The sequence below is a fragment of the Pantoea sp. EKM103V genome (assembly GCF_011800365.1).
Lineage (GTDB): Bacteria > Pseudomonadota > Gammaproteobacteria > Enterobacterales > Enterobacteriaceae > Pantoea > Pantoea anthophila.
This window is the reverse complement of the sequence record NZ_JAALFQ010000004.1, coordinates 251,038-277,343: the sequence shown is the minus strand read 5'-3', so window position 1 is coordinate 277,343 and position 26,306 is coordinate 251,038. Positions and strand designations below refer to the sequence as shown.

Genomic DNA, 26,306 nt, shown 5'->3' with positions numbered 1-26,306 from the left:
TGAAGTGCAGCAGCGCAGTGGTGCTGCAAAAAACAGGGCGACGCCAGGGGCGTGCCAAAGAGGAACCGCTTAAGGATAGTCAGCGTGGGGAAAGGCGTATATGCCTATACATGTCTGAATCTTGCCTGATTCTGCATTTTTCTGGCTGAACCAGCAGCAGAAATAAGCAGGCCCGCACGGGGCGGGCCTGGCATCATTACTTCTGTAACAGGGGCTTCAGGAAGCGCGCGGTATGCGATTTCTCACACTCCGCTACGGTCTCCGGCGTGCCGGCAATCAGGATTTCGCCGCCGCCGCTGCCGCCTTCCGGGCCAAGGTCGACAATCCAGTCAGCGGTTTTCACCACGTCGAGGTTGTGCTCAATCACCACGATGGTGTTGCCCTGGTCGCGCAGCTGATGCAGGACTTCCAGCAGCTGCTGAATATCGGCAAAGTGCAGGCCGGTGGTCGGCTCATCAAGAATGTAGAGCGTCTGACCGGTACCACGCTTCGACAGTTCACGCGCCAGCTTCACGCGCTGAGCTTCACCACCGGAGAGGGTGGTGGCGGACTGGCCGAGACGAATGTAGGAGAGACCCACATCCATCAGCGTCTGCAACTTACGCGCCAGCGCCGGAACCGCATCAAAGAACTCACGCGCCTCTTCGATGGTCATCTCCAGCACTTCGTGAATGCTCTTGCCTTTGTACTTCACTTCCAGCGTTTCACGGTTATAGCGTTTGCCTTTGCACTGATCGCACGGCACATAGATGTCCGGCAGGAAGTGCATTTCGACTTTCAGCACGCCATCGCCCTGACAGGCTTCACAGCGTCCGCCGCGCACGTTAAAGCTGAAACGACCCGGCGTGTAACCGCGTGACCGCGCTTCCGGCACGCCAGCAAAGAGTTCACGCACCGGGGTGAAGATGCCGGTGTAGGTCGCCGGGTTGGAGCGCGGCGTGCGGCCAATCGGACTCTGGTCGATGTCGATGACTTTGTCGAAGTGCTCCAGTCCCGCCACGTCGCGGTAAGGGGCTGGCTCTGCGATGGTGGCACCGTTTAGCGCCCGCTGCGCAATCGGGAACAGCGTATCGTTAATCAGGGTCGACTTACCGGAGCCGGAGACACCGGTGATGCAGGTGAACAGACCCACCGGCAGCGTCAGCGTGACATCCTTGAGGTTATTGCCGCGCGCGCCGGTAATCTTCAGCACCTTAGATGGATCGCCCTTCACCCGCGCCTCCGGCACGGCGATTTCACGCTTGCCGCTCAGGAACTGGCCCGTCAGGGACGCTTCCTGCGCCATGATCTCATCCACGGTGCCTTCTGCTACCACCTGGCCGCCATGCACGCCTGCACCCGGACCAATGTCGATCACGTGGTCGGCGGCACGAATCGCATCTTCATCGTGCTCAACCACAATCACCGTATTACCGAGATCGCGCAGGTGAATCAGGGTGCCAAGCAGACGCTCGTTGTCGCGCTGATGCAGGCCGATTGACGGTTCGTCCAGCACATACATGACGCCCACCAGACCGGCACCGATCTGGCTCGCCAGACGGATACGCTGCGCTTCACCACCGGAAAGGGTTTCAGCGGAGCGCGACATCGACAGGTAGTTCAGGCCGACGTTCACCAGGAAGCTCAGGCGATCGCTAATCTCTTTCAGCACCTTTTCGGCGATCTGCGCACGCTGGCCGCTGAGCTTCAGATTTTCAAAGAAGGACATCGCGTGACCGATGCTCATCTCAGAGATGGTCGGCAGCGTGGTATCTTCGACGAAGACATGGCGCGCTTCGCGACGCAGACGGGTGCCTTCACAGCTCGCACAGGCGCGGTTGCTGATGAACTTCGCCAGCTCTTCGCGCACCGCTGAGGATTCGGTCTCTTTGTAGCGGCGCTCCATGTTATTGAGCACGCCTTCAAACGGATGACGGCGAACTGAGGTGTCGCCACGGTCGTTGATGTACTTAAATTCGATGCTCTCTTTGCCAGAGCCGTACAGGATCACTTTCTGCACGTTGTCAGGCAGGCTGCCGAACGGCGCTTCAATATCAAAACTGAGGTGGTCCGCCAGCGAACGCAGCATCTGGAAATAGTAAAAGTTGCGGCGATCCCAGCCACGGATTGCGCCACCTGCCAGAGAGAGCTCAGGGTTCTGCACCACGCGATCCGGATCGAAATATTGCTGTACCCCCAGGCCATCGCAGGTCGGACAGGCGCCTGCCGGGTTGTTAAAGGAGAACAGGCGCGGCTCCAGCTCACTCATGCTGTAACCACAAATCGGGCAGGCGAAGTTCGCGGAGAAGAGCAGCTCTTCGGCCTCGCTGTCATCCATGTCCGCCACGATCGCCGTGCCGCCTGAGAGCTCCAGGGTTGTCTCAAAGGACTCGGCCAGGCGCGTCGCCAGATCGTCACGCACTTTAAAGCGGTCAATCACCACTTCGATGGTGTGCTTCTTCTGCAGCTCCAGTTTCGGCGGGTCTGACAGATCGCACACTTCGCCGTCGATACGCGCGCGGATGTAGCCCTGCGTCGCCAGATTTTCCAGCGTTTTGGTGTGCTCACCCTTGCGGTCTTTCACCACCGGTGCCAGCAGCATCAGACGGCGGCCTTCCGGCTGAGCCAGAACCTGATCGACCATCTGGCTCACGGTCTGCGCCGCCAGCGGTACGTTGTGGTCCGGGCAGCGCGGTTCGCCCACGCGGGCAAACAGCAGACGCAGGTAGTCGTGGATCTCGGTGATGGTTCCCACCGTCGAGCGCGGGTTATGCGAGGTGGATTTCTGTTCAATAGAGATGGCGGGCGACAGACCTTCGATATGATCGACGTCCGGCTTCTCCATTAACGAAAGAAACTGGCGCGCATACGCAGAGAGCGACTCCACATAGCGGCGCTGACCTTCCGCATACAGCGTATCAAACGCCAGTGAGGATTTACCGGAGCCTGACAGGCCGGTCACCACAATGAGTTTGTCGCGTGGGATGGTCAGGTTAATGTTTTTCAAATTATGGGTGCGGGCACCACGAACTTCGATCTTATCCATTCACCTTTCCCGGATTAGCAGCACTCACCGCGCCTTGCCGACACGGCCAGAATAAACGTGTCATTATGGCACAAAAAATAGACTGAATAAATATCCAGTACTCTGTGGTCCGGACGTGCGAAGGATTAAAACCGGAACGCGGCTCGAAAGTGGGAAACAGTGAGCAGGACGTGTTAGAATTGATGGATTAGACTGAATGCATTAACTCATCGGGAGACAGCAACATGGCCAGTCGTGGCGTTAACAAAGTGATTCTTGTCGGGAATCTGGGTCAGGATCCGGAAGTACGTTATATGCCAAATGGTGGCGCTGTTGCCAACATTACGCTGGCTACGTCGGAGAGCTGGCGTGATAAGCAGACCGGTGAAAACAAAGAGATCACCGAGTGGCACCGTGTGGTGCTGTTTGGCAAACTGGCTGAAGTCGCAGGTGAATATCTGCGCAAAGGCTCTCAGGTCTACATCGAAGGTCAGCTGCGCACCCGTAAATGGCAGGATCAGGGTGGCCAGGAACGTTACACCACCGAAGTCGTGGTTAACGTCGGCGGCACCATGCAGATGCTGGGCGGACGTCAGCAGGGCGGTAACGCCGGTGCAGGCGCGCAGGGTGGTGGCAACAACAATGGCTGGGGCCAGCCGCAGCAGCCGCAGGGCAACAACAATCAGTTCAGCGGCGGCGCGCAGTCCCGTCCGCAGCAGCCGCAGAGTGCGCCTGCCAGCAACAACAACGAACCGCCAATGGATTTTGACGACGATATTCCGTTCTGATTCATCTGGCCTGACGCGTTTAAAAAGCCCGCTATGCGGGCTTTTTTTATGCGCGGTTCCGGCCGGCCGGGGCTATGACCATTCCGCCAGCACGGCATCCGTGCTCAGCACGCGCGGCACGTTGCCAGGGATCAGCAGCGAGGCCCACACCTCGTTGTGCTGATTAATCAGCGCTTCGGCCCCGACCCAGCGGCGATCGGCGGTGGTGTGCGCATCCGCCGCCACGGTTATCGCATAGCCCGCACTGGCCCCTGTTTTAATCGTGGTATCCAGACAGTAGTCGGTCGCACAGCCGCACGCCACAAACGCCTCCACCTCCAGACGCTTTAACAGCGCGGCCAGCTCTGTCTGCCAGAAGCTGTCGCAGGCCGTTTTCGTCACGTAATGCGCGCCCGCAGGCTGAACCAGTTCCGGCAGCAGATCAAAGCTGGTGTTGCCCTCGCACATCGTGCCTTCACGATGCTGAATAAAGAGGACGATATCGGCACGCCCGGTCAGCCTGTTAATCCGGTCAACCCGGCCTGCCTTATCGAAACGTGGTGTGCTGAACACGCCGTTCTGCATATCAATGACGATGACGACTCGCTGTGCCATGCTGACTCCCTCAGAATGAGAAAAAAACAGTGTTACCTGCGGCGCGGCGGATAGCAATCTTTTGCATTTTCCCCTCGGTCGCAGGCATGCTAATCCGACATCGGATAAATTAGGAGAGAGAAGTGGAAGGTGTTCCGGCTGTTTTTCCCTGTGAAAAAGACCGCGCACAGTTTCAGCAACCGGCCGCGTTGCCCGGTGTGGAACTCTATCAGGCTCACATCTCCCGCTACGCTTTTGAACCCCATACCCATGAAGCCTTTGGCATTGGCACGATTGAGGCGGGTGCGCAGCGTTTTCGCTATCGCGGCACCGAATATACCGCGCCGGTGAACTCGCTGGTGACCATGAATCCGGATGAGCTGCATACCGGTGAGTCAGCCTGTGACGAGGGCTGGCGCTATCAGATGATCTACATTCAGCCGCAGCTGATGGATGAACTGACCGGCGATCGCGGCTGGTGGTTTAACGAGGCGCTGCTGACCGATCCGCGCATCGCGCAGCCGCTCTCCCGCACGCTGGCCGCACTCTGGCAGGCGGAGTCCGGACTGGCGCGCCAGAGTCTGCTTTCCGAACTGCTGTTGCAGATTCGCCCGCTGGCGCGGATGTCGTCACCGGGCAGGCCCGAGGGAGGGCATCGCTTTGATCAGGTGCGTGATTTTCTGCGGGCAAATCTGGCGGAACCGGTGCGGCTGGAGGAGCTGGCGGCGCTGGCCTCGCTGTCGCCGTGGCACTTTTTACGCGCTTTCCGCCAGCACTATCACGTCACGCCGCATCAGATGCTGATGGCTTTCCGCCTCTATGACGCCAAACAGCGACTGGCACAGGGCGAAGCCGCTGCCAGTGTCGCAGCGGCCGTCGGGTTAACCGATCAGGCTCATCTGACCCGCGCCTTTGCTAACCGTTATGGCATTACGCCTGGCCGCTATCAGAAACAGGTGCGCCAGCCCTGACACAACCGCAATCTGCTACAAGCCTTCCTCCTTCACTCCCGCCACACTGTGAAAAAAAGCTATACGGGAAAAAGTCATGTTTGCTGGTGTTATGTTTGCCGTTACCGCGGGGCTGATGTGGGGGCTGATCTTTGTCGGGCCGCTGCTGGTGCCTGACTACCCTGGTGCACTGCAGTCGGCGGGACGTTATGTGGCGTTCGGGCTGATTGCGCTGCCGCTGGCCTGGCACGATCGCCGCCGACTGCGCCTGCTGGGGCGGGCTGACTGGCGCGAGGCAGTGAAACTCTCGCTGGTGGGTAACCTCTTCTATTATGCGTTTCTGGCCAATGCTATTCAGCGCACCGGCGCGCCGGTCTCCACCATGATTATCGGCACACTGCCGGTGGTGATCGCCGTTACCGCCAATCTCTGTTACGGCCATCTTGAAGGACGTCTGCCCTGGCGGCGGCTCTTTCCGGCGCTGGTGATGATGGCGGCCGGGTTGCTCTGCGTCAATGCAGCGGAGTTGCGGAGCCAGGGCGCAACGCTGGATCTTAGTCGTTACCTGACCGGCATCGTGCTGGCACTGCTGGCGGTGGTCTGCTGGACCTGGTATCCGCTGCGCAATGCCCGCTGGCTGCGCACTCATCCCGCACTGCGACCCTCGACCTGGGCGACGGCGCAGGGGCTGGTGACGCTGCCGATGGCGCTGACCCTGTATGCGCTGGTCAGCGCTCAGATCGCCTGGCAACAGCCTGACTTCCCGCTGCCGTTCGGGCCACATCCGTCACTCTTTATCTCTCTGATGCTGGCGATTGGCCTGCTCTGCTCCTGGCTCGGCAGCCTGTGCTGGAACGCAGCCAGCCAGCGTCTGCCCACGGTACTGATGGGGCCGCTGATTGTTTTTGAGATCCTGTTCGGTCTGTTATGGACTTTTCTCTGGCATCAACGCTGGCCACCTCTGCTCACCGTTATCGGCATTGCCTGTCTGATGGCTGGCGTGCTGTGGGCAATGCGTATCAAACCACAGCCGCGGGTGGTTGCCCTCAGCGGATAACCCACACCGATCTCTGGAATAAACTGGCCGTGCGAAGCCCGCTTTGCCCGGCTTTTTAAGACAAAACCCTATCCCGATTTGCACTCTGTCCGACAGATTTTTGCCGCGAAATCGATTTCATGCGATGCGAAGGGGGAAAATCTCGTCAGGTTAACCCCTGCCATCCCCCCCCCGGTCGGCAAAAAAACGGCACTTTTCACCCGCTGAAGGCGGATCGTTTACCTTCGGAGTGCAATTTCCTGCACAGATAGCGCCTATAAATCAGGAAAAAAAGCGCAGCATTATGGACGTTACGCTTTTCTCCGCCGCATTTTATTGGATTGTGACCCTGAGTTATGCCCGCTAAAAACCACTATTAACTTCATTCCACATTCAATGAGTAAGAAAATTCCGCCGCTGCGTTTTTAATTAAAGATTAATCTGTGGCATCAATGATGCGCAATGAAGAGAGTGAAAAGATAGCCACATAACGTTAGTGATAAGGAGCAATAAACTATTTATGCCGGATTAATCCTGGAGAAAGTATTGCGGGAAAGGCACGCAAAGGAATTAAAGCGAAACCGCAGAAAGTTTGGGTTAGGGCCAGGATTAACTTAAAAGAAGCGTGATTATTTTTCGTTCTAAGTTTAAAGCGTCTTAATGGTATCCAGACGCTTTGGTAGTGGGGTTTAGCAGCACTTAACAAAAAAAGAGGAGGCCCAATCCCGCTAAAACGAGATTGGGAGGGGAAGAATCGGCGTAGAATGCGAGACTTTTGCTGTTGTGAATCAATTTTACCGCAAAAAAAGAAGCTTAGCCGTGAAGCCATTCATTAGTTATAAATGGAGCGGAAAGGGGTGCCGCAATTGTCCTGTTAAATGATCTTCATCTCTTCTGGTAAGAACAAATCTCAGCGTTAAGTCTGGTAAGCGCGGTAGCATGGGGGTTATCGGTTCTCCGTGCCTGACGGATAATGGTAAACGCTGCGGCTGATATCCAGTAAGCGGCAGCTGCGGCGGGTGCCGATGTCAAACGTGGTCTGCAGGAAGTCTACAGCCTGACGCTTTTCATTCGTGGTAAAGAAGTGCTTAAGTACGCTCTGCAGCATCTCTTTATCCGAGTTGAGGGTCTGCAGCTCACGCGTCGCATTCTGCAGTTTTTCTTCCAGCTCCTTGATTTTTCTGCCTTCTTCCGAAGACAACCCAGAAAACTTCTTCTTCCAGCTGTAGAACGTGGCTTCAGAGATGCCTAACTCTTCACAGATCTCTCTGACTTTCACGCCCGATTCAGAAGCTTTAATGGCATTTGTGATTTGATCTTCGCTGTATCGTGACTTTCTCATAAATGCTCTTACCTTTCTTATCGATTAATGGATGAGAATGACTTTAATAATTTCTGGCACTGTAAGATTCTATTAATGCAGTATTAAAGTGCGCCAATGGAATAGCGAAGCCTAAATTAAGATATTTAGAATAAATATCATCATGGGATAAATCTTATTTTATTCTTATCCGCAGGCCGCGCCTTCCTGGAGGCGGATTTTTGTTATAAATTCATCGCATCCCGAATACGGAAAAATTAAACGTAAACCGGATATTTAGCCTGACCGACCCGAATAATAGGGGGGTTGTGGCCGTTTAAGGTTGGGTTATTTTCAGCCTGAAATCGTTTCCATTTGAAGTGATTCGCGCCAGATATAATAAGAATTATCCTGAATTCACTCTCCGGATTATGATCAACTTCTCAATTTTCGGACCAGCCTGGTCTGAAGTCTTACATTTTCGCCAGGCCTACTGCGCGCTTATTAATTCGTTACAGGGATGTTGTACCGAAGCGGTTGTAGTTGAGTAATACTAAGGAAGAGTCGATGAAATTGAGCGTAATGTCTAATGCCGCCTGGATGATGTCTGAAAAGATCATCTCCGTATTTGGCGTCATTTTTGTGACGTCTTACGTGGCAAAATCCTTTGGCCCAACGGTGTTTGGCCAGATGGCGTTTTCAACCTCACTATTTGCAATGGTGCAAACCGTTGCCATCTTTGGCACCGAAACCATTCTGTTTAAGCGTGTCAGCAAAAATGCCTCAAAAGGCCTGCGTCTGATGAGCATCGCCCGGACGCTGCGGATGGTGTTGTTACTGATCACTTCGGTGCCAGTCTTAATCTGGGTCTGGTACAACATGCAGGAAAATTTTCTGGCATTTGCACTGGCCTCATTTGTGGCGTCCGTTTTTGTCACCCAGGACACGTTCAGCGTCTACAACAATGCGCGGCTGGCCTCGCGCCTGAATACCGTTGCCAATGCGACAGGCATGCTGCTGAGTTTCGGCATCAGCTTTACCATCGCCTGGCTGCGCCTCAATCCGCTCTGGCTGACGCTCTCCATTGTGTCGGTGACCCTGGTGCCTTACCTGATTAAGCGTCACAACTTCTATCAGGATCATCAGGACCAGATGCCGCCGCGCGAAAAGCGTACCACCTATGTGCGTTATCTGATGTATGCCGGTCTGCCACTGGCCATCTCCAGCATCTTCATCTCTGTACAGGTGAAAGCGGCGCAGATGTTTCTGGCAGGCACCGCGCCGGCGCGCGACCTCGGCCTGTTTGCGGCGGCGAATACCATTTCCGCCTCCTGGATTTTTATCCCGGTGGCGCTCATCACCTCCTGCTTCACTGAAATTTTCAGGGAGCGCGGCGAGGTCGCCATTAAGCTTGCCGCCCGGCTCAATGGCTATGTTATGGCGGTTTCACTGCTGATGCTGCTGATCATCTCGCTCTTCGGCGAGCGGATCATCATCGCGTTGTACGGGCCGGAATACACACAGTCAGGAAGTCTCATTACGTTGCTGTCGATAGCCACCAGCTTTTCGGCAATGGGGACCGTAGCCTATCGCTACATGGTTAAAGAGGGAGGATTCAATTACCTGCTGAGGAAAATCGTCTGTCTGATGGTCATCAGTTTGCCGCTCTCCTGGTGGTTGATCCAGGGTCACGGCATCATGGGGGCCGCGTGGAGCGTTTTCCTTTCAGAACTTTTGTCCCTGACCGTAATGAATTACTTCTTTAAAAACGGCGTCATTCAAAAGATTCAGGTTTCCTCACTCAACTACAAAACCTACAAATGAGGTCAGATATGCTCAAGTTGAAAGAAGAACTCAGAAGAAGTGTGCAGTATTTTATTAAGAAGATGCCCTGGGCTTATCAGGATCGCATCTACTACTTCCACAAGTTCAGAAAACTGCCCAATCTGCGTCAGCCAAAAGTGTTCAACGAGAAGGTGCTGTACCGTAAGTTTATCTTCGGCGATTACCAGAACTACGGTCGCCTGTCAGATAAGTACTCGGTGCGCGAATTCATTGCTGAGAAAATCGGTGATGAGTACCTGATCCCGCTGGTACACGAAACCACTGACCCGACCACGCTGAACAGCTTACCCTGCTGGAAGGGGACGGTGATCAAACCGAACCACGCCTCCAACATGGTAGAGATTCTGCTGGAAGAGCCGGATGCCCTGCGCAAGCAGCAGATCATTCATGACTGCTATCGCTGGCTGAAGACCGACTTCGCCAACGAAGCGCGTGAGATTCACTATCGCTACATCAAGCCACGTATTCTGGTGGAGAAGTACATTGGTGATGGCAAAAGCGCGCCGATCGATTACAAGTTCCATATGTTCAACAAGCGCGATGGTCGGTTTGAATATGTGCTGCAGGTGATCTACAACCGCTGCCAGCCGCTGCTGTCGATGAATTTCTACGTGAATAACCTCCAGGAGGCGTATCACAAGATTCGTGACACCGGGCTGGATGTCTCACCGATCATGCCGTCACTGGAACATGCGCTCGAACTGAGCAAGAAGCTGGCCAGTGATTTCGACTATGTGCGCGTGGACTGGTATATCCATGACGAGCGGATCTACTTTGGCGAACTGACCTTCACCCCAGGTGCAGGACTGGTCACCGGACTGGATCGCGGTTTAAATCAGATGATGGGAGATATGTGGATTCAGGACCGCCGCGGAACGCAGAGCCCGGGCGTTACAGTGCAGGATGTGAACATCCCTGCCATGTTGAAGAAAATTTAAACACACAGCAATATAAAAAACCCCGCGCAGCGGGGTTTTTTATGCCTGTCGATTGGGGATTATCGCGATCGATCAGGGCATCGGCCAGTCAGCAGGGGCCTGGCTCATCACATCGATAAACGCATGCTTTGAGATTTCCAGGAAGTTATGCACGTTTTCCATGCTCAGGGTAATGCCCATCAGCCCCGTCACAAACCAGCAGGTCACACCTAAACCAATCCCGCCACACATAAATGCCATCACATGACGGCTATCCTGACGCAGTCGGGTTTTCAGGGTACTGGCAAAAAACATCAGAACTGCGCTCAGCAACTCCCAGCGCATAACAAGAAAACTGGCGGTTAACGTGGCCATCGGTGGACCTCAATATCAGTAAGGATTCCTGACAATTCGCGGACATCACCGGCGGCAGAAAAGCGTGTCAGGAGGGGCTTTTTCACCGTCAAACCAGGTTCAAAGTGTGACTTGGGTCACATTATATCACCCGATTTTAAATTTTGAACAAAATTTGACTCTGGTATGGCAGCCGGAGCGGGGGGAAAATGAACGGCAGGGGAGGAAGTGCGGGAAATTCAGTCAGATGCGCCTGTTGCAGGCGCATCTGCCGGTCAGCGAACCGGACAGCACTCACCGGTGGTGCGCTGGGTATAGCTGCCAATGCCGTCGTTGCAGCCAAAGCTCAGCAGGCGAGGACGCTGAATCGCCTGACGTCGCATGGTATGCCGGTAGGCGGTTGGCGTCTGCGAAAACTGGCGGCGAAACACGCGGGAGAAGGTCTGCTGCGAGTCGTAGCCATATTGCATTGCGATATCAAAAACCGGGCGCTGTGTCTGCGACAGCGCTTCTGCTGCCAGGGTCAGGCGACGCTCACGAATATAGCCACCCAGCGTCTGTTTCGTCACGGTACGGAACATACGCTGCAGGTGCCATTTTGAATAACCCGATTTAGCGGCAACTTCATCGATCGACAGACTCTTGTCGAGGTTCTGGTCAATCCAGTGCGTCAGGGAATGAATGATCTCTTCTTGCATCATGGCCTCATCCTTCTGGTGCTTAATAAGTGATATAGGGAGTTTCGTCGTTTTGATAGAGAAGGAGTATAATTCCTCAAGTTAACTTGAGGTAAAGGGCCTGATGAAAAAAGAACGCAACTATCCAAAACCGGTGTTAACACCGGGTGAGGTGGCGCGCCGTAGTGGTGTGGCGGTGTCGGCACTGCACTTCTATGAAAGCAAAGGGCTGATTTTCAGCACGCGTAACAGCGGCAATCAGCGGCGATACAGTCGTGACGTGCTGCGACGCGTGGCGATTATCAAGATTGCTCAGCGCATCGGTATTCCGCTGGCGACGGTCAGCGACAGTCTCGATCACATCCCGGCTGACAAACGGATGTCGACACCGGAATGGGATGCGCTGACCCGGCACTGGCGCGAAGAGCTGGATAAGCGCATCGAAACCCTGACCCGCCTGCGCAACGATCTGGATGGATGTATCGGCTGCGGCTGCCTGTCGATGCGCGACTGCCCGCTGCGTAATCCCGGCGACCGGCTGGGCGAGCAGGGATCGGGAGCGGTGCTGCTGGACCCGGAACAGGATGATAAACATCCGGATGTGGAGTGACGTCTATACTGAGGAGAGGTCAAAACACAGGGAATCATGATGATAACCGTTCACCATCTTGAGCAATCGCGCTCGCAACGCGTATTGTGGCTGCTGGAAGAGCTGGAAGTGCCGTACCAGATTAAACGCTATCAACGCGAACCAACGATGCTGGCCCCGGAGGCGCTGAAAAAGGTGCATCCGCTGGGGAAATCGCCGGTGATTACCGACGGCAACCGGGTTGTGGCTGAGTCGGGAGCCATCCTGGAATACCTGGAAGAGAACTACGATCACACCTTCCGGCTGAAAATCAGTGATGAGGCGTCACGTCTGCAGTGCCGCTACTGGCTGCACTACGCCGAGGGATCGCTGATGCCGCTGCTGGTGATGAAGCTGATCTTCGGGCAGATGGGCAAAGCCCCGGTGCCGTGGCTGCTGCGTCCGGTCGGGGCGGCATTCGGGAAAGGGGTGCAGAAGGCGTATCTGGATAAACAGCTAAAGCCGCACATGAAGATGATTGAACAGCATCTGGCAGCTAACCCCTGGTTTGCCGGTGAGCGCTTCTCCATAGCCGATGTCCAGATGAGCTTTCCGCTGCTGGCACTGGCGCAGCGCGCCGGGCTGGATCAGATGCCCGCCACCCAGAAATGGTTAGAGACCGTGCAGCAGCGCGCCGCCTGGCAGCGCGCGATCGCTCAGGGCGGCGAGCTTTCGCTGCCAGGCTGATCCTCTTTTTCGCCCGGCGAGCCGTGTCTCTTCACGGCTATGCCGGTGCCCCGTCCGTCAGAAACCGCTTTAACTTCAATGCGTCAGCGCGTTGCACTGGCCCCGGCTGCACGCTTTTCCGCCCTGAACCGCGGATCTTTATGCTGAACAATCTCCCTCTGACAGTTGAAACTGTGCCGCCAAACGCCGGATAATCGCCTGCCTTTTTATCCGGCTGCCTTTAGCGACCCACACTCTGCGGCAAGGTAAACGTTTGCCTGCCCGGTTCGCCCGGTCAGGGTTACCGTCTACCCGCTTATTCCAGGGACAGCGATGGCCGCAGAGCGATCCACACAACAAAAATTTTTGAGGCTCAATTATGTCAACTGAATCACGCCCGGCCAGTGGAAAACTGGACGCCTGGTTCTCAATCTCGGCGCGAGGCAGCAGCGTGCGTCAGGAAATTCTGGCCGGACTCACCACCTTTCTGGCGATGGTTTACTCCGTGATCGTCGTGCCGGGAATGCTGGGCAAAGCCGGTTTCTCCCCGACGGCCGTCTTTGTCGCCACCTGTCTGGTCGCCAGCTTTGGTTCTATCCTGATGGGCTTATGGGCCAATCTGCCGATGGCGATTGGCTGCGCGATCTCGTTAACCGCCTTTACCGCATTCAGCCTGGTGCTGGGTCAGCACATCAGCGTACCGGTCGCGCTGGGTGCGGTGTTCCTGATGGGCCTGCTCTTTACGCTGATCTCCGTCACCGGTATCCGTGCGTGGATCCTGCGCAACCTGCCGATGGGGGTGGCACACGGCACCGGCGTCGGAATTGGTCTGTTTCTGCTGCTGATTGCGGCGGATGGCGTGGGCCTTGTCGTTAAAAATCCGGCTCCCGGCCTGCCGGTCGCCCTGGGCCACTTCACCACCTTTCCGGTGATGATGACCCTGCTGGGTCTGGCGGCGATTATCGGACTGGAGAAGCGCCGGGTGCCGGGCGGCATCCTGCTGACAATTATCGCTATTTCACTGCTGGGACTGATCTTTGACCCGGCGGTGACGTATCACGGGCTGTTTGCGCTGCCTGACCTGCGTGATGCGCAGGGACAGTCGCTGCTGTTCAGCCTCGATATCATGGGTGCCCTGCAGCCGGTGGTGCTGCCGAGCGTGCTGGCACTGGTCATGACGGCGGTCTTTGATGCCACCGGCACCATTCGCGCCGTGGCGGGGCAAGCCAATCTGCTGGATAAGCAGGGGCAGATCATCAATGGCGGCCGTGCCCTGACCTCGGACTCTGTCAGCAGCCTGTTCGCCGGTCTGGTCGGCGCGTCGCCGGCGGCGGTCTATATCGAGTCGGCGGCGGGAACGGCGGCGGGTGGCAAAACGGGTCTGACCGCCATTGTGGTCGGCCTGCTGTTCCTGGCCATTCTGTTTATGTCGCCGCTGGCTTACCTGGTACCGGCATACGCCACGGCACCTGCCCTGATGTATGTGGGTCTGCTGATGCTGAGCAACGTGGCAAAAATCGACTTCGCTGATTTTGTCGATGCGATGTCGGGACTGTTAACGGCGGTGATCATCGTGCTCACCTGCAACATCGTGACCGGCATCATGATTGGGTTTGCCAGCCTGGTGGTGGGCCGCCTCTTCGCGGGCGAGTGGCGCAGGCTCAACGTCGGCACCGTCGTGATTGCCGTTGCGCTGGTGGCGTTTTATGCCGGAGGCTGGGCGATCTGACTGCTGAACCGGACGTGTAACAATGCGTCCGGAATTTTTCACTTTTTTCCTCCTCGTCGCACGCGTAGCTGACACCCTTCATCGCCGTTTGTTTTACACTTTATCGCTTAACCAATGACTGAAAGAAACGACGCCTAAGGAAAGCATGGAAATCTTTTTTACTATTCTCATCATGACGCTGGTCGTGTCGCTCTCCGGCGTCGCGGCCCGCATTCTCCCTTTTCAGATCCCGTTACCCCTTGTCCAGATCGCCGCAGGTGCGCTGCTGGCCTGGCCGACGTTTGGTCTGCATGTCGACTTTGACCCGGAGCTGTTTCTGGTGCTGTTCATCCCGCCGCTGCTGTTCGCGGATGGCTGGAAGACGCCGATCAGTGAGTTCCTGCATCACGGTCGTGAAATTATCGGCTTAGCGCTGGCGCTGGTGCTGATTACCGTAATTGGTATCGGCTATCTCATCTACTGGATGGTGCCAGGTATCCCGCTGATCCCCGCTTTTGCACTGGCGGCGGTACTGTCGCCCACCGACGCCGTGGCGCTCTCCGGCATCGTCGGCGAAGGCCGCATCCCTAAAAAGATTATGTCGATCGTTCAGGGTGAAGCACTGATGAACGACGCGTCGGGCCTGGTGTCGCTGAAGTTTGCCGTGGCTGTCGCCATGGGCACCATGGTCTTTACCTGGGGCGGCGCGAGCATCGAATTCCTGAAAGTCGCCGTCGGTGGTCTGGTGGCGGGTGTAGCGGTCTGCTGGCTCTACGGGAAATCGCTGCGCCTGCTCAGCCGCTGGAGCGGTGACGACCCGGCGACCCAGACCGTTCTGCTGCTGCTGCTGCCGTTCGCCTCTTACCTGATTGCCGAACATCTGGGTGTGTCAGGCATCCTGGCAGCCGTGGCGGCCGGTATGACCATTACCCGCTCCGGCATTATCCGTCAGGCTCCGCTGGCGATGCGTCTGCGCGCCAACAGCGTCTGGCAGATGCTGGAGTTTGTCTTTAACGGCATGGTCTTCCTGATGCTTGGCCTGCAGTTACCGGACATTCTGCAGACCTCGGTTGACCAGGCGCAGGCCGATCCCAACGTCGAACTCTGGATGCTGTTCGCTGATATCGCGCTGGTCTATCTGGCGCTGATGCTGGTGCGTTTCGGCTGGCTGTGGATTATGCAGCGCTTCAGCAAACGCCTGCTGAAGAAGAAGCCGCTGGAGTTCTCCAACTATTCGCTGCGCGAACTGCTGATCGCCTCTTTTGCCGGTGTCCGTGGTGCGATTACCCTGGCGGGTGTGCTCTCCATTCCCCTGTTCCTGAGCAATGGCGAACCCTTCCCGGCGCGTTATGAGCTGGTGTTTATTGCGACCGGGGTGATTCTGTTCTCGCTGCTGGTGGGCGTGGTGATCCTGCCGATTCTGCTGCGCGGCATCGATACCATCGACAAGGGTGCGCATCGCCGCGAACTGCAGAACGCCCGTGCCGTCATGGCCGGAGCCGCGATTGAGAGCCTGCACAAAATGGAAGAGCGGCTGGAGAAGGAGTCGGAAGAGAATATCGATCCGGAGCTGCTGAAAGAGGTGAGCCTGCGGGTGATCGGCAACTTACGTCGTCGCGCCGAAGGGAAGAACGACCTCGAACATGCGCTGTTCGCTGAAAACCTGGAGCGTCGCTTCCGCCTGACCGGGCTGCGCGCCGAACGCGCCGAGGTCTATCATCTGCGCGCCACTCAGCAGATCTCCAATGAGACGATGCAGAAATTACTGCACGACCTGGACCTGCTGGAAGCGCTGCTGATCGAAAAAGAGGAGTAATCCGCAACGGGCGCGTCTGCGATAACGCGGCGCGCCCGCCTGCTACACCGACAGACGCGGCGGCTGATCCGGCCAGTGCTCGCGACAGCACGCTATCCACGCCTGCGCACTGCGCGACAGATAACTGCCTTCCCGCCAGATCAGACCCAGACTCCACTTCAGCTCCGACTCCAGCGGCAGCCACAATAAAGAGTGCTTATCCAGCCGCTGACAGATCGGTTCCGGCAGAATCGCCAGCCCCATTTCCGCCTGCACCATCGCCGCCAGAAAGTCCCACTGGCCGCTGCGCACCGCTATCGTCGGCGTCAGACTGAGCCGCTGAAATGCCTGCATCAGCTGACGGTTCAGCGAAAACTCCTCGTTGAAAATCAGCAGCGGATGCTGCGCCAGTTCAGCCAGTCCAATCTGCTGGCGGCCAAGCCACGCCGGATGCCGGGGCAGCAGCACGCAGAGCGGATGGTGCATCAGGGGCAGGGTGTTCAGCGGCAGCCCGGCGTCAACCGGCAGGGCGGTCAGCGCGATGTCCAGAGTGCCCGCCAGTACCGCCTGCTGGACGGTCAGCCCGCCAAACTCCGAAATTTTCAGCGCCACACCCGGATAGCGGCGGCGAAACGCGGAGATCGATCCGGCTATCTGCATCCCGACCATCGGTGGAATGCCGAGCCGCAGCTCACCGGTTTTCAGCTCGTTGATGTCACCGATCTCCGCTTCCAGCTGATGAAACTCCTGCAGGATCGCCAGCCCGCGCTGATAGACCGCCTGTCCGCTGTCGGTAAGATGCAGGCGACGGCCATCACGCAGAAGCAGCGTACAGCCGAGCTCCTCCTCCAGCTGGCGCAGCATTTTGCTGATGGTCGGCTGCGTCACAAACAGCTTCTGTGCCGCTCGGGTAAAGCTCTGCTGACGAACCACTTCAGTAAAGTAACGCAGGGCGCGGACGTCCATAACTATTCCTTTAAGGCATGATTGCGATAATTTTAATTCATTTTTTTCACCTTCTGTCGCCGATTTATACTGGTGCGGTGAATTTAATCGGGAGAGAAGGGTATGGCGTTAGCACTCACACCACGCAGTCATCGCGCAGCGCAATGGCTGGGTTTGCCGCTGCAGCTGGGGTTCTATATCGGTCTGTTTATCGCCTGCGACCGGCTGGTGACGTGGCTGCATCTGCCGTTGCCTGCCAACATCGTCGGCATGCTGCTGCTGCTGGCATTGATCGTGACGCGCGTCGTGCCGCTCAACTGGGTGAAAGCGGGGTCACGCTGGCTGCTGGCCGAGATGCTGCTGTTCTTCATTCCGGCCGTGGTTGCGGTGGTCAACTATGGCGATCTGCTGCGGGTCGACGGCTGGCGCATCTGCGTGGTGATCGGCGTCAGTACCGTGCTGGTGCTGGCTTCTACCGCCTGGGTCGTGGATCGGCTTTATCAGTATGAAGTCGCGCGCGCCGCGCGTAAGCAGGGCCCCCATGCGTGATATTCTGCTCAGCCTGCTCTGTGTGGCGGTGACCCTGCTGGTCTATGCGCTGAATAAACGGCTCTACCGGCGCTGGCGGACGCTGCTGCTGATGCCACTGGTCATGACGCCGCTGGTGCTGGTGGCGCTGCTGCTGCTGACGCACATCAGCTGGCAGGATTACATCGCTGAAAACCACTGGCTGCTGTGGCTGCTGGGGCCCGCCACGCTGGCCTTCGCCGTGCCGGTATATGAGAACGTGGCGATTATTAAGCGTCACTGGCTGTCGCTGAGCGCGGGCGTCGTGACCGCCACGCTGGTGGCCGTCTGCAGTTCCGTCTGGCTGGCGCGGTTGCTGACATTACCGGAGTCGATTCAGCGCAGCCTCGCCGTTCGCTCCATCACCACCCCCTTTGCGCTGGCCGCCGCGGGGCCGATTGGCGGACAGCCCGATCTGGTGGCGCTGTTTGTGGTGATCACCGGCGTGTTTGGCATGGCGGTGGGTGACGTCCTGTTTCTGCGCATTGCCATTAAGCAGGGCGTAGCGAAAGGCGCGGGACTGGGCGCAGCATCGCACGGCGCCGGAACGGCACGTGCTTATCAGCTTGGGCAGCAGGAGGGCGTTGTCGCCAGCCTGGTGATGATGCTTTCTGGCGTGGTGACCGTGGTTCTGGCTCCGCTGATTGGACACCTGATGTGGACGATATAGTCTACACTGCTCTGCGCAGGCGACCCTCCTGACCGCGACACGTATTTTTACGTAAAGTTTTCCGGATAATGTTGTCTCCGTTTTTCAGGCTGTTAACCTTGCGGCCGAATTAATTGTCCTTTCACGGAGTGGAATCATGTTTAAGCAACTTGTTACCGGGAGCGCCCTCGGGCTGGTTTTACTGAGCGGTGCCGCTCAGGCAATCGAAGGCAGTGTTGATGTCAGTGAACACAACACCAACCTGAATCTGGGTCTGGGCACCACCACGCCGGGGCTGTTTCTGAAGGGTAACTGGCTGCGTAGCGACCATGACGGCAGCACCTACGGTGCCGGTCTGGGTTACAACGTCGATTTCGGGCCGCTGCGTCTGGCGCCGACCGCAAAAGCGATCTTCACCCATCCTGAAGATGGAAAAGATGGATTTGCGGTGGCGCTGGGTGGTGCAGCACACTACAGCCTGAACAGCATGTGGGGCCTGTATGGCGAATACTACTATGCGCCGGAGTCCTTCACCGATCAGCTCGACAGCTACCAGGAAGTGGCGGGCGGCCTGAGCTTCACGCCGGTCTCACTGCTTAACCTGCGCGTGGGTTATCAGTACATCGAGCTGAACAACAAAGATGGACGCAAAGATAACGTGCTGGTCGATGGTCCTTATGTCGGCGCTTCACTGCGTTTCTGATACGCGACATGAATGAAAAGGGCGGCTCAATCAGCCGCCCTTTTTTTATGGCCTGTTTCTGCCCGTTTCAGAGGGCGATCAGTGCGCTTTACCCTGTTCAATACCGGTGCCGGTCTGCGAGCGAATGAACTGCGCCCGGAAGCGCGAACGCTCCTCTGCCCCCTGCGGCGAATGGTCGGTGATCGAGAAGAGCCAGATGCCTACAAAGGCCACGATCATCGAGAACAGCGCCGGATACTCATACGGGAAGATCGGTGTGGCGTTGCCCAGCACCTGCACCCACACCGTCGGGCCGAGGATCATCAGGATCACCGCGGTCAGCAGACCGAGCCAGCCGCCCACCATTGCGCCGCGCGTAGTGAGTTTTGACCAGTACATCGACAGCAGGATGATCGGGAAATTACAGCTGGCCGCAATAGAGAAGGCCAGCCCGACCATAAAGGCGATGTTCTGCTTCTCAAACAGAATACCCAGCGCAATCGCCACCACGCCCAGCGCCAGCACGGTGATCTTAGAGACCCGCAGTTCATCCTTTTCGCTGGCCTGACCTTTACGGTAAACGCTGGCATAGAGATCGTGCGACACCGCCGACGCGCCTGCCAGGGTTAAGCCCGCCACCACCGCCAGAATCGTGGCAAAAGCGACCGCAGAGATAAAGCCGAGGAAGGTGCTGCCGCCCACCGCATTCGCCAGGTGCACCGCCGCCATGTTGTTACCGCCTATCAGCGCACCCGCCGCATCTTTAAACGCCGGATTCGCGCCGACCAGCAGAATGGCCCCAAAGCCGATAATGAAGGTCAGGAAGTAGAAGTAACCCATGAAGCCGGTAGCCCAGAAGACGCTTTTCCGCGCCTCTTTGGCATCGGCCACGGTGAAGAAGCGCATCAGAATGTGTGGCAGGCCAGCCGTACCAAACATCAGCCCTAAGCCAAGTGACAGCGCCGAAATGGGATCTTTGACCAGTCCGCCAGGCTGCATAATGGCGGCGCCCTTAGGATGGACCGCCATCGCTTCGGTGAACAGCGTATTAAAGCTGAAACCGGTCGCCTTCATGACCATCACCGCCATAAAGGTGGCGCCAAACAGCAGCAGCACCGCTTTGATGATCTGCACCCAGGTGGTGGCGAGCATGCCGCCAAACAGCACATACATCACCATCAGAATGCCGACCAGAATCACCGCCACATGGTAGTTAAGACCAAACAGCAGCTGGATCAGCTTCCCGGCCCCCACCATCTGCGCAATCAGGTAGAGCGCCACCACCACCAGCGAACCGCAGGCGGAGAGGATGCGGATCGGCATCTGCTTAAGACGATAGGAGGCGACATCCGCAAAGGTATAGCGACCCAGGTTACGCAGCCGTTCGGCGATTAAAAACAGAATCATCGGCCAGCCGACCAGGAAGCCGAGCGAGTAGATCAGCCCGTCATAACCGGAGGTGTAAACCAGCGCCGATATGCCCAGGAACGACGCCGCGGACATAAAGTCTCCCGCCATCGCCAGACCGTTCTGGAAGCCGGTGATGTTGCCGCCCGCGGTGTAGTAGTCATTGCGTGAACGGGTTCGTCTGGAGGCCCAGTAAGTAATCCCCAGCGTGGCCCCGACGAAAATCATAAACATGATGATCGCCTGATAGTTGGTTGCCTGACGCTGCACGGCACCGGTTATCGCATCGGCGGCCAGCGCGGAGAAGGGCAGCATCAGGGCCAGCAGCCATAAGGTGAGTCGGGTCATGATTTCACCTCGCTGAGGATCGCTTTGGTTAAACGGTCAAACTCTCCGTTGGCGCGCCAGACATAGACGCCGGTCAGCAGAAAGGAGACCACAATCAGCCCGACACCAATCGGGATACCGCGGGTCACGTTGGTGCCGGCGTGCAGCGGCGTACCGAGCCAGCCGGGCGCGAACGCAATCAGCAGAATAAAACCGACATAGAGCACCAGCATAATCAGCGACAGCAGCGTCGCGAACGCCTGGCGTTTACGGACTAGCTCATGAAAACGGGGATTACGTTCAATCTGTTGATTGATTGCATCCTGACTCGAAAGGGCGTCATTCATCACATTTTCTCCAGAGGTCTTGCAGGGGAGAACCTCGCGTCAGGACGCGGATTCAGCTGGTTATAATATTTGTGACTACCGAAACAGACTGCGTGGGGCGGGGGTGGCGGGAAGCGATCTTCCCGCCGGACAGCGTGCGCTTAAGGCATGTTGATGGACTGTTTCTCCTCAAGCAGTTTTTCTACGACGCCAGGATCGGCGAGCGTGGAGGTATCACCCAGATTGCTGGTGTCGCCGGTGGCAATTTTGCGCAGAATACGGCGCATGATTTTGCCGGAGCGGGTTTTCGGCAGAGAGTCCGTCCAGTGCAGCACATCCGGCGTGGCTATCGGGCCGATCTCTTTGCGTACCCACTGACGGACTTCGGTGTAAAGCTCCGGTGACGGCTCCTCGCCGTGATTCAGCGTGATATAGGCATAAATCGCCTGACCTTTGATGCTGTGCGGAATGCCCACCACCGCGGCTTCGGCAATTTTCGGGTGCGACACCAGCGCCGACTCAATTTCGGCAGTGCCGAGCCGGTGACCGGAGACATTGAGTACGTCATCAACACGGCCGGTGATCCAGTAGTAGCCATCCTCATCGCGACGGGCACCGTCACCACTGAAGTAGGCATTTTTAAAGGTGGAAAAATAGGTCTGCTCGAAACGGTCATGATCGCCAAAGAGCGTTCGCGCCTGTCCGGGCCAGGATTCCGTGATCACCAGGTTGCCTTCACAGGCACCTTCCTGAGGCTGACCTTCGTTGTCTACCAGTGCGGGCTGCACCCCGAAGAAAGGCCGGGTGGCGGAACCGGCTTTCAGCTCGGTTGCACCCGGCAGCGGGGTGATCATGAAGCCGCCGGTTTCGGTCTGCCACCAGGTGTCCACAATCGGGCAGCGGCTGTTGCCGATTTTCTGATAGTACCACTCCCAGGCTTCCGGGTTGATCGGCTCGCCGACCGAACCCATGATGCGCAGCGTGCTGCGGTCAGTGTTCGCTATCGCCTTATCGCCTTCCGCCATCAGTGCACGGATAGCCGTGGGCGCGGTGTAGAGCAGGGTCACTTTATGTTTATCGACCACTTCCGCCATGCGGCTCGGTGTGGGCCAGTTCGGCACCCCTTCAAACATCAGCGTGGTTGCGCCACAGGTCAGCGGGCCATAGACCAGATAGCTGTGACCGGTGACCCAGCCGACATCGGCGGTGCACCAGTAGATATCATCCTGATGGTAATCAAAGACAAACTTAAAGGTGGTCGCCGCATAGACCAGATAGCCGCCCGTGGTGTGCAGTACCCCTTTGGGTTTACCGGTGGAGCCGGAGGTATAGAGGATAAACAGCGGATCTTCTGCACCCACTTCGGCTGGGGAGTGGTTGGTGCTGGCGTTCTGCATCAGGTCATGCCACCACCGATCGCGGCCTTCCACCCAGCCCACCTCTTTACCGGTACGCCGGAAGACCACCACGTTCTTCACGCTGGTGACGGCAGGATTTTTTAATGCGTCATCGACATTTTTCTTCAGCGGGATACTGCGGCCGGCGCGGATCCCTTCATCCGCGGTGATCACCAGCGAGGCACTGGAGTCGACGATACGGCCCGCCACCGCCTCCGGTGAGAAGCCGCCGAAGATCACCGAGTGAACGGCCCCGATACGCGCACAGGCCAGCATCGCCACAGCCGCTTCCGGCACCATCGGCATATAGATCGCCACCACATCGCCTTTTTTCACCTCCAGCAGCTCCAGCACGTTGGCGAAGCGACAGACTTCTGCATGCAGCTGGCGGAAGGTCAGGGTTTTGCTCTCGCTGGCGTCGTCGCCTTCCCAGATAATGGCCGGGTGGTCGCCGCGCGTGGCGAGATGACGGTCAAGGCAGTTTGCCGCCAGGTTCAGCGTGCCATCTTCGTACCAGCGAATGCTGATGTTACCCGGTGCAAACGAGCAGTTTTTCACGGTGCTGTAGGGCTTAATCCAGTCAAGGATTTTGCCCTGTTCGCCCCAGAAACTGTCCGGGTCGTCGACAGAGTGCTGATACATCGCCTGATACTGTTCTGCTGTGATCAGGGCATTCGCTGCAATGTTCTCTGGAACAGGATGTTTGTGGTTTTGGCTCATGGCGGATCTCCTTGAAGATGTTAATGATATGTCAATCAATAGTTAATTGAAGCCTGCCCTGAGCCTTTGTTTCTTTTTTGCGCCATAGATCACGGGATATTTCTTCGCCGCCTGAGCGGGAGGCTATCCCGATATTTCTGCTGGATAAGCCGACGGGGATAAGGGCGACAGGCATGACCTTTTGACACTCACCCTGAATAAAAAGCAAGCAAACGCGCCGGGAGCCTTTTTAACCGCTCCTGCATAGCTATGCGTAAATTCATCGAAGTAATACTTTTCATAACAGCAGGTTAGGGTTTTTCAGCGTCAGCAGCACTTTATGCTACTCAGGTGGTGAACTTTTAATCGGATCCGCCAGGGGTTGCATTTACCACAGTGAAAATGGTACTTATCTCGCCCCTGTTCTGCAGGTATCAACTCAGACCGCGTCTGAAAATGGGTATGGGAATCGTCAGATTTTCATACGAGGCGCTGTTTCAAGACACCCTCTAATTTACCGGGCTTTTTGCTCACTCCCTGTGTGTATCGTCTTCTGCACCTTCGCAGCAGAGAAAAAACGGGTTTTGACTGAGGAAATGACACGTTATGAAAGGTTTTAAAATCAGCCTGGCCTGGCAGATTCTGACAGCCCTTGTGCTTGGTATCATTGTGGGCGCTGTGTTGCATAATCAGCCAGACAATCGTGAATGGTTAGTCACCAACATTCTCAGTCCGGCAGGCGATATCTTCATTCATCTCATCAAGATGATTGTGGTACCGATTGTGATTTCATCCCTGGTGGTCGGCATTGCCGGCGTCGGTGATGCAAAGAAGCTGGGACGCATCGGCGTCAAAACGATTCTCTACTTTGAAGTGATCACCACCCTTGCCATTGTGGTCGGTATTACGCTGGCCAACGTATTTCAACCCGGCACCGGCATCGATATGTCAACGCTGGCAACGGTGGACATCTCTAAATATGAAGCGACAACGGCAGAGGTGCAGGGCGGTCCGCACAGCCTGGTCGCCACCATTCTGTCGCTGATCCCGCAGAACATCTTCGCCTCAATGGTGAAGGGCGACATGCTGCCGATTATCTTTTTCTCGGTGCTGTTTGGCTTAGGCCTCTCGTCTCTGCCGTCAGAACAGCGCGATCCGCTGGTGAACCTGTTCCGTGGCATCTCTGAAACGATGTTTAAAGTCACGAACATGATCATGCGCTATGCGCCGGTAGGGGTGTTTGCGCTGATTGCGGTGACGATCGCCAACTTCGGCTTTGCCTCGCTCTGGCCGCTGGCCAAGCTGGTGCTGCTGGTTTACGTGGCGATTCTCTTCTTCGCCTTCGTGGTACTGGGCGGCGTGGCGCGTCTCTGCAAGCTGCGGATCACCACCCTGATGCGTATCCTGAAAGATGAGCTGATCCTCTCTTACTCCACCTCCAGTTCGGAAACCGTACTGCCACGCATCATGGAGAAGATGGAAGCCTACGGCGCGCCGAAAGCGATCACCAGCTTTGTGGTGCCGACCGGCTATTCATTTAATCTTGATGGTTCAACGCTTTATCAGAGCATCGCGGCAATCTTTATCGCGCAGCTCTATGGCATTGACCTGTCACTGACCGACGAGATTGTGCTGGTGCTGACGTTGATGGTGACCTCGAAAGGGATCGCCGGCGTGCCGGGCGTGTCGTTCGTGGTGCTGCTGGCCACGCTGGGCAGCGTCGGCATTCCGCTGGAAGGCCTGGCGTTTATCGCTGGTGTTGACCGCATCATGGACATGGCGCGTACCGCGCTGAACGTGGTCGGTAACGCGCTGGCGGTGCTGGTGATTTCCCGCTGGGAAAATCAGTTCGATGCAGAACAGGCAAAGGCGTACGAACTACAGCTGCGGACGCAGACCGCAGGCTGATCGTCATCGTTCACGCAGAAAGGGCTCAACGAAAGTTGGGCCCTTTTTTTTGTGTGGCGCTTTCTGGCGCGCTTTAACAGGAGGAGTCAGTCTCCAGACCGTTATATAAATATAACTAAATCGTGCTTTATAAAACCATTTAGTTGCTCTGGAAACTGGATTTGGTTATGTTCTGAGATGCGTTGAGTGCGTGCTTTGACAACATGGAGTGTTGACGGATGCCAGAAATTAACTGGACGAAAAAGGCATTGAAACAGCTATATGGGCTGCCTCAGAAAGAGGGTAACGCCATCGAAGATGCTGTAGAGGCGCTTACTAAGTGGCCTGATATCCCCCATCTGAAAGTCGAAAAGCTGACGGATGATAAAGAGAAGCGAATGAAGCTGGTGGTGGGTCACTACCGCGTGTTGTGGAAAATAGAGAAAGGTCAGCCAGTGGTGATAGCTATTCTGGAAGTCGTAAGAAGAACATCGACCACGTACAAAAAGCGTTAGCAAGCGGTTGGGTCAGCCTGCGTCAACCCTGAGTCAAAAACAGATATGAATTTAGCTGAGTCGCGTCAGCAGATGACCACAGGTCTGGTCTGCCGCGGCAGGAAGGAGTGATGATCTATGAATGCGATACAGTTTCTGACAGACGAGCGCGGGAATCGCACCGGTGCCGTCATCCCCATAGAGTTGTTTAACAGGCTCATGGCCAATCATCACTTAGACGACGTGTTTGAGCCTCTCCCCTATAAATCGGCTCCGGATGACGATGAAACCATCCCTCATGACGTAATGAAAATCAGCCGGAGACAATCCGTTCCTTTGCATGTTGCCTGGCGTTTACATCGGCAAATGTCACAGGAAGAGGTCGCGAATAAATTAGGCATCACGCAGGCTGGCGTTTCAAAGCTGGAGTCGAGAAAGAAACCTCAAAAACAGACGCTTGAGAAGCTGGCTGCCTTATATGACTGCAGAACGTCACAACTTTATATTGATTAAATAAACGTGCTTTTAAACGGCGATGCGTGAACTTTATGCCTTCTGAATAATTAACGCAGGACGGGCCAGGTCTTTGAAGAGAAAACAGTGCTCTGTTCAGGCAGATATCCGCAGTGACTGCGTAAAGCCGGCGTAGAGCCATCCCCGGGCCCTCGGCCGCCGGTTACTCGCC

24 protein-coding genes are annotated in these 26,306 nt (G+C 56.5%); 15 read left to right on the top strand and 9 right to left on the bottom strand.

Features of this window, described 5'->3' with window-relative positions:
* Window positions 1-196: 196 nt before the first annotated feature.
* Window positions 197-3,025: an excinuclease ABC subunit UvrA gene (gene uvrA / locus HFD97_RS12115; protein WP_046101018.1), complete on the bottom strand. Its 2,829-nt coding sequence runs from the start codon at window positions 3,023-3,025 to the stop codon at window positions 197-199.
* 224 nt (window positions 3,026-3,249) lie between these two features.
* Between uvrA and ssb1 the strand changes: the two genes are divergently transcribed.
* Window positions 3,250-3,792 (top strand): single-stranded DNA-binding protein SSB1, encoded by a 543-nt coding sequence (gene ssb1 / locus HFD97_RS12110; protein ID WP_009092599.1) that lies wholly within the window; start codon window positions 3,250-3,252, stop codon window positions 3,790-3,792.
* Between the two features lie 72 nt (window positions 3,793-3,864).
* Here the strand turns inward: ssb1 and HFD97_RS12105 are convergent, their stop codons facing one another.
* On the bottom strand, window positions 3,865-4,386 hold the full coding sequence (locus HFD97_RS12105; RefSeq protein ID WP_167431896.1) for an isochorismatase family protein: 522 nt from the start codon (window positions 4,384-4,386) through the stop codon (window positions 3,865-3,867).
* A gap of 122 nt (window positions 4,387-4,508) precedes the next feature.
* Between HFD97_RS12105 and HFD97_RS12100 the strand changes: the two genes are divergently transcribed.
* Together HFD97_RS12100 and HFD97_RS12095 are read left to right on the top strand one after the other, a co-directional pair.
* On the top strand, window positions 4,509-5,336 hold the full coding sequence (locus HFD97_RS12100; RefSeq protein WP_009092597.1) for an AraC family transcriptional regulator: 828 nt from the start codon (window positions 4,509-4,511) through the stop codon (window positions 5,334-5,336).
* Between the two features lie 76 nt (window positions 5,337-5,412).
* Window positions 5,413-6,372: a DMT family transporter gene (locus tag HFD97_RS12095; RefSeq protein WP_167431897.1), complete on the top strand. Its 960-nt coding sequence runs from the start codon at window positions 5,413-5,415 to the stop codon at window positions 6,370-6,372.
* Between the two features lie 925 nt (window positions 6,373-7,297).
* Here HFD97_RS12095 and HFD97_RS12090 read toward each other — a convergent pair.
* On the bottom strand, window positions 7,298-7,693 hold the full coding sequence (locus tag HFD97_RS12090; RefSeq protein WP_009092595.1) for a transposase: 396 nt from the start codon (window positions 7,691-7,693) through the stop codon (window positions 7,298-7,300).
* A gap of 525 nt (window positions 7,694-8,218) precedes the next feature.
* On the opposite strand from HFD97_RS12090, the gene HFD97_RS12085 reads away from it, so the two are divergent.
* Together HFD97_RS12085 and HFD97_RS12080 are read left to right on the top strand one after the other, a co-directional pair.
* A complete protein-coding gene (locus HFD97_RS12085) occupies window positions 8,219-9,475 on the top strand; it encodes an oligosaccharide flippase family protein (RefSeq protein ID WP_167431898.1) in 1,257 nt (418 codons plus the stop codon).
* Between the two features lie 8 nt (window positions 9,476-9,483).
* Window positions 9,484-10,434: an ATP-grasp fold amidoligase family protein gene (locus HFD97_RS12080; RefSeq protein ID WP_033736441.1), complete on the top strand. Its 951-nt coding sequence runs from the start codon at window positions 9,484-9,486 to the stop codon at window positions 10,432-10,434.
* Window positions 10,435-10,506: 72 nt separating this feature from the next.
* Here the strand turns inward: HFD97_RS12080 and HFD97_RS12075 are convergent, their stop codons facing one another.
* Both HFD97_RS12075 and soxS read right to left on the bottom strand, forming a co-directional pair.
* Window positions 10,507-10,788, bottom strand: a complete 282-nt coding sequence (locus HFD97_RS12075; protein WP_009092592.1) for a YjcB family protein — start codon at window positions 10,786-10,788, stop codon at window positions 10,507-10,509.
* Between the two features lie 254 nt (window positions 10,789-11,042).
* A complete protein-coding gene (gene soxS, locus HFD97_RS12070) occupies window positions 11,043-11,468 on the bottom strand; it encodes a superoxide response transcriptional regulator SoxS (RefSeq protein ID WP_009092591.1) in 426 nt (141 codons plus the stop codon).
* A gap of 100 nt (window positions 11,469-11,568) precedes the next feature.
* Here soxS and soxR point away from each other — a divergent pair, with 100 nt between their 5' ends.
* From soxR to HFD97_RS12050, 4 genes are all read left to right on the top strand, one after another.
* Window positions 11,569-12,054, top strand: coding sequence for a redox-sensitive transcriptional activator SoxR (gene soxR / locus HFD97_RS12065; protein WP_009092590.1), 486 nt, complete (start codon window positions 11,569-11,571; stop codon window positions 12,052-12,054).
* 39 nt (window positions 12,055-12,093) lie between these two features.
* Window positions 12,094-12,759, top strand: coding sequence for a glutathione S-transferase family protein (locus HFD97_RS12060; RefSeq protein WP_167432000.1), 666 nt, complete (start codon window positions 12,094-12,096; stop codon window positions 12,757-12,759).
* A gap of 358 nt (window positions 12,760-13,117) precedes the next feature.
* Window positions 13,118-14,467 (top strand): NCS2 family permease, encoded by a 1,350-nt coding sequence (locus HFD97_RS12055; protein ID WP_058957003.1) that lies wholly within the window; start codon window positions 13,118-13,120, stop codon window positions 14,465-14,467.
* A gap of 145 nt (window positions 14,468-14,612) precedes the next feature.
* Window positions 14,613-16,262, top strand: coding sequence for a Na+/H+ antiporter (locus tag HFD97_RS12050; RefSeq protein ID WP_009092586.1), 1,650 nt, complete (start codon window positions 14,613-14,615; stop codon window positions 16,260-16,262).
* A 42-nt stretch (window positions 16,263-16,304) separates the two neighbouring features.
* Here the strand turns inward: HFD97_RS12050 and HFD97_RS12045 are convergent, their stop codons facing one another.
* Complete coding sequence (locus tag HFD97_RS12045) at window positions 16,305-17,207, bottom strand: LysR family transcriptional regulator (protein WP_009092585.1); 903 nt, start codon at window positions 17,205-17,207, stop codon at window positions 16,305-16,307.
* A gap of 102 nt (window positions 17,208-17,309) precedes the next feature.
* Between HFD97_RS12045 and HFD97_RS12040 the strand changes: the two genes are divergently transcribed.
* The 3 genes from HFD97_RS12040 (at window position 17,310) to HFD97_RS12030 (ending at window position 19,105) form a co-directional block, all read left to right on the top strand.
* The gene (locus tag HFD97_RS12040; protein WP_150028760.1) at window positions 17,310-17,735 is read left to right on the top strand and encodes a CidA/LrgA family protein; all 426 of its coding nucleotides are present in this window, start codon (window positions 17,310-17,312) and stop codon (window positions 17,733-17,735) included.
* Entirely contained in the window at window positions 17,728-18,423 is a 696-nt protein-coding gene (locus HFD97_RS12035; protein WP_046101024.1) for an LrgB family protein, read from the top strand. The genes HFD97_RS12040 and HFD97_RS12035 overlap by 8 nt, the downstream gene beginning before the upstream one ends.
* Window positions 18,424-18,559: 136 nt before the next feature.
* Window positions 18,560-19,105, top strand: a complete 546-nt coding sequence (locus HFD97_RS12030; RefSeq protein WP_167431899.1) for a YfaZ family outer membrane protein — start codon at window positions 18,560-18,562, stop codon at window positions 19,103-19,105.
* 78 nt (window positions 19,106-19,183) lie between these two features.
* Here the strand turns inward: HFD97_RS12030 and HFD97_RS12025 are convergent, their stop codons facing one another.
* From HFD97_RS12025 to acs, 3 genes are all read right to left on the bottom strand, one after another.
* Entirely contained in the window at window positions 19,184-20,839 is a 1,656-nt protein-coding gene (locus HFD97_RS12025) for a cation acetate symporter (protein ID WP_046101025.1), read from the bottom strand.
* The gene (locus tag HFD97_RS12020) at window positions 20,836-21,165 is read right to left on the bottom strand and encodes a DUF485 domain-containing protein (RefSeq protein ID WP_009092580.1); all 330 of its coding nucleotides are present in this window, start codon (window positions 21,163-21,165) and stop codon (window positions 20,836-20,838) included. Before HFD97_RS12020 ends, HFD97_RS12025 begins: the two co-directional genes overlap by 4 nt.
* Before the next feature lie 140 nt (window positions 21,166-21,305).
* Window positions 21,306-23,261, bottom strand: coding sequence for an acetate--CoA ligase (gene acs, locus HFD97_RS12015; RefSeq protein ID WP_167431900.1), 1,956 nt, complete (start codon window positions 23,259-23,261; stop codon window positions 21,306-21,308).
* A gap of 585 nt (window positions 23,262-23,846) precedes the next feature.
* Here acs and gltP point away from each other — a divergent pair.
* The 3 genes from gltP (at window position 23,847) to HFD97_RS12000 (ending at window position 26,134) form a co-directional block, all read left to right on the top strand.
* A complete protein-coding gene (gene gltP / locus HFD97_RS12010; protein ID WP_009092578.1) occupies window positions 23,847-25,148 on the top strand; it encodes a glutamate/aspartate:proton symporter GltP in 1,302 nt (433 codons plus the stop codon).
* Window positions 25,149-25,396: 248 nt separating this feature from the next.
* The gene (locus HFD97_RS12005) at window positions 25,397-25,642 is read left to right on the top strand and encodes a type II toxin-antitoxin system RelE/ParE family toxin (RefSeq protein WP_235334451.1); all 246 of its coding nucleotides are present in this window, start codon (window positions 25,397-25,399) and stop codon (window positions 25,640-25,642) included.
* A gap of 117 nt (window positions 25,643-25,759) precedes the next feature.
* Window positions 25,760-26,134 (top strand): helix-turn-helix domain-containing protein, encoded by a 375-nt coding sequence (locus HFD97_RS12000; protein WP_046101028.1) that lies wholly within the window; start codon window positions 25,760-25,762, stop codon window positions 26,132-26,134.
* Window positions 26,135-26,306: the final 172 nt, after the last annotated feature.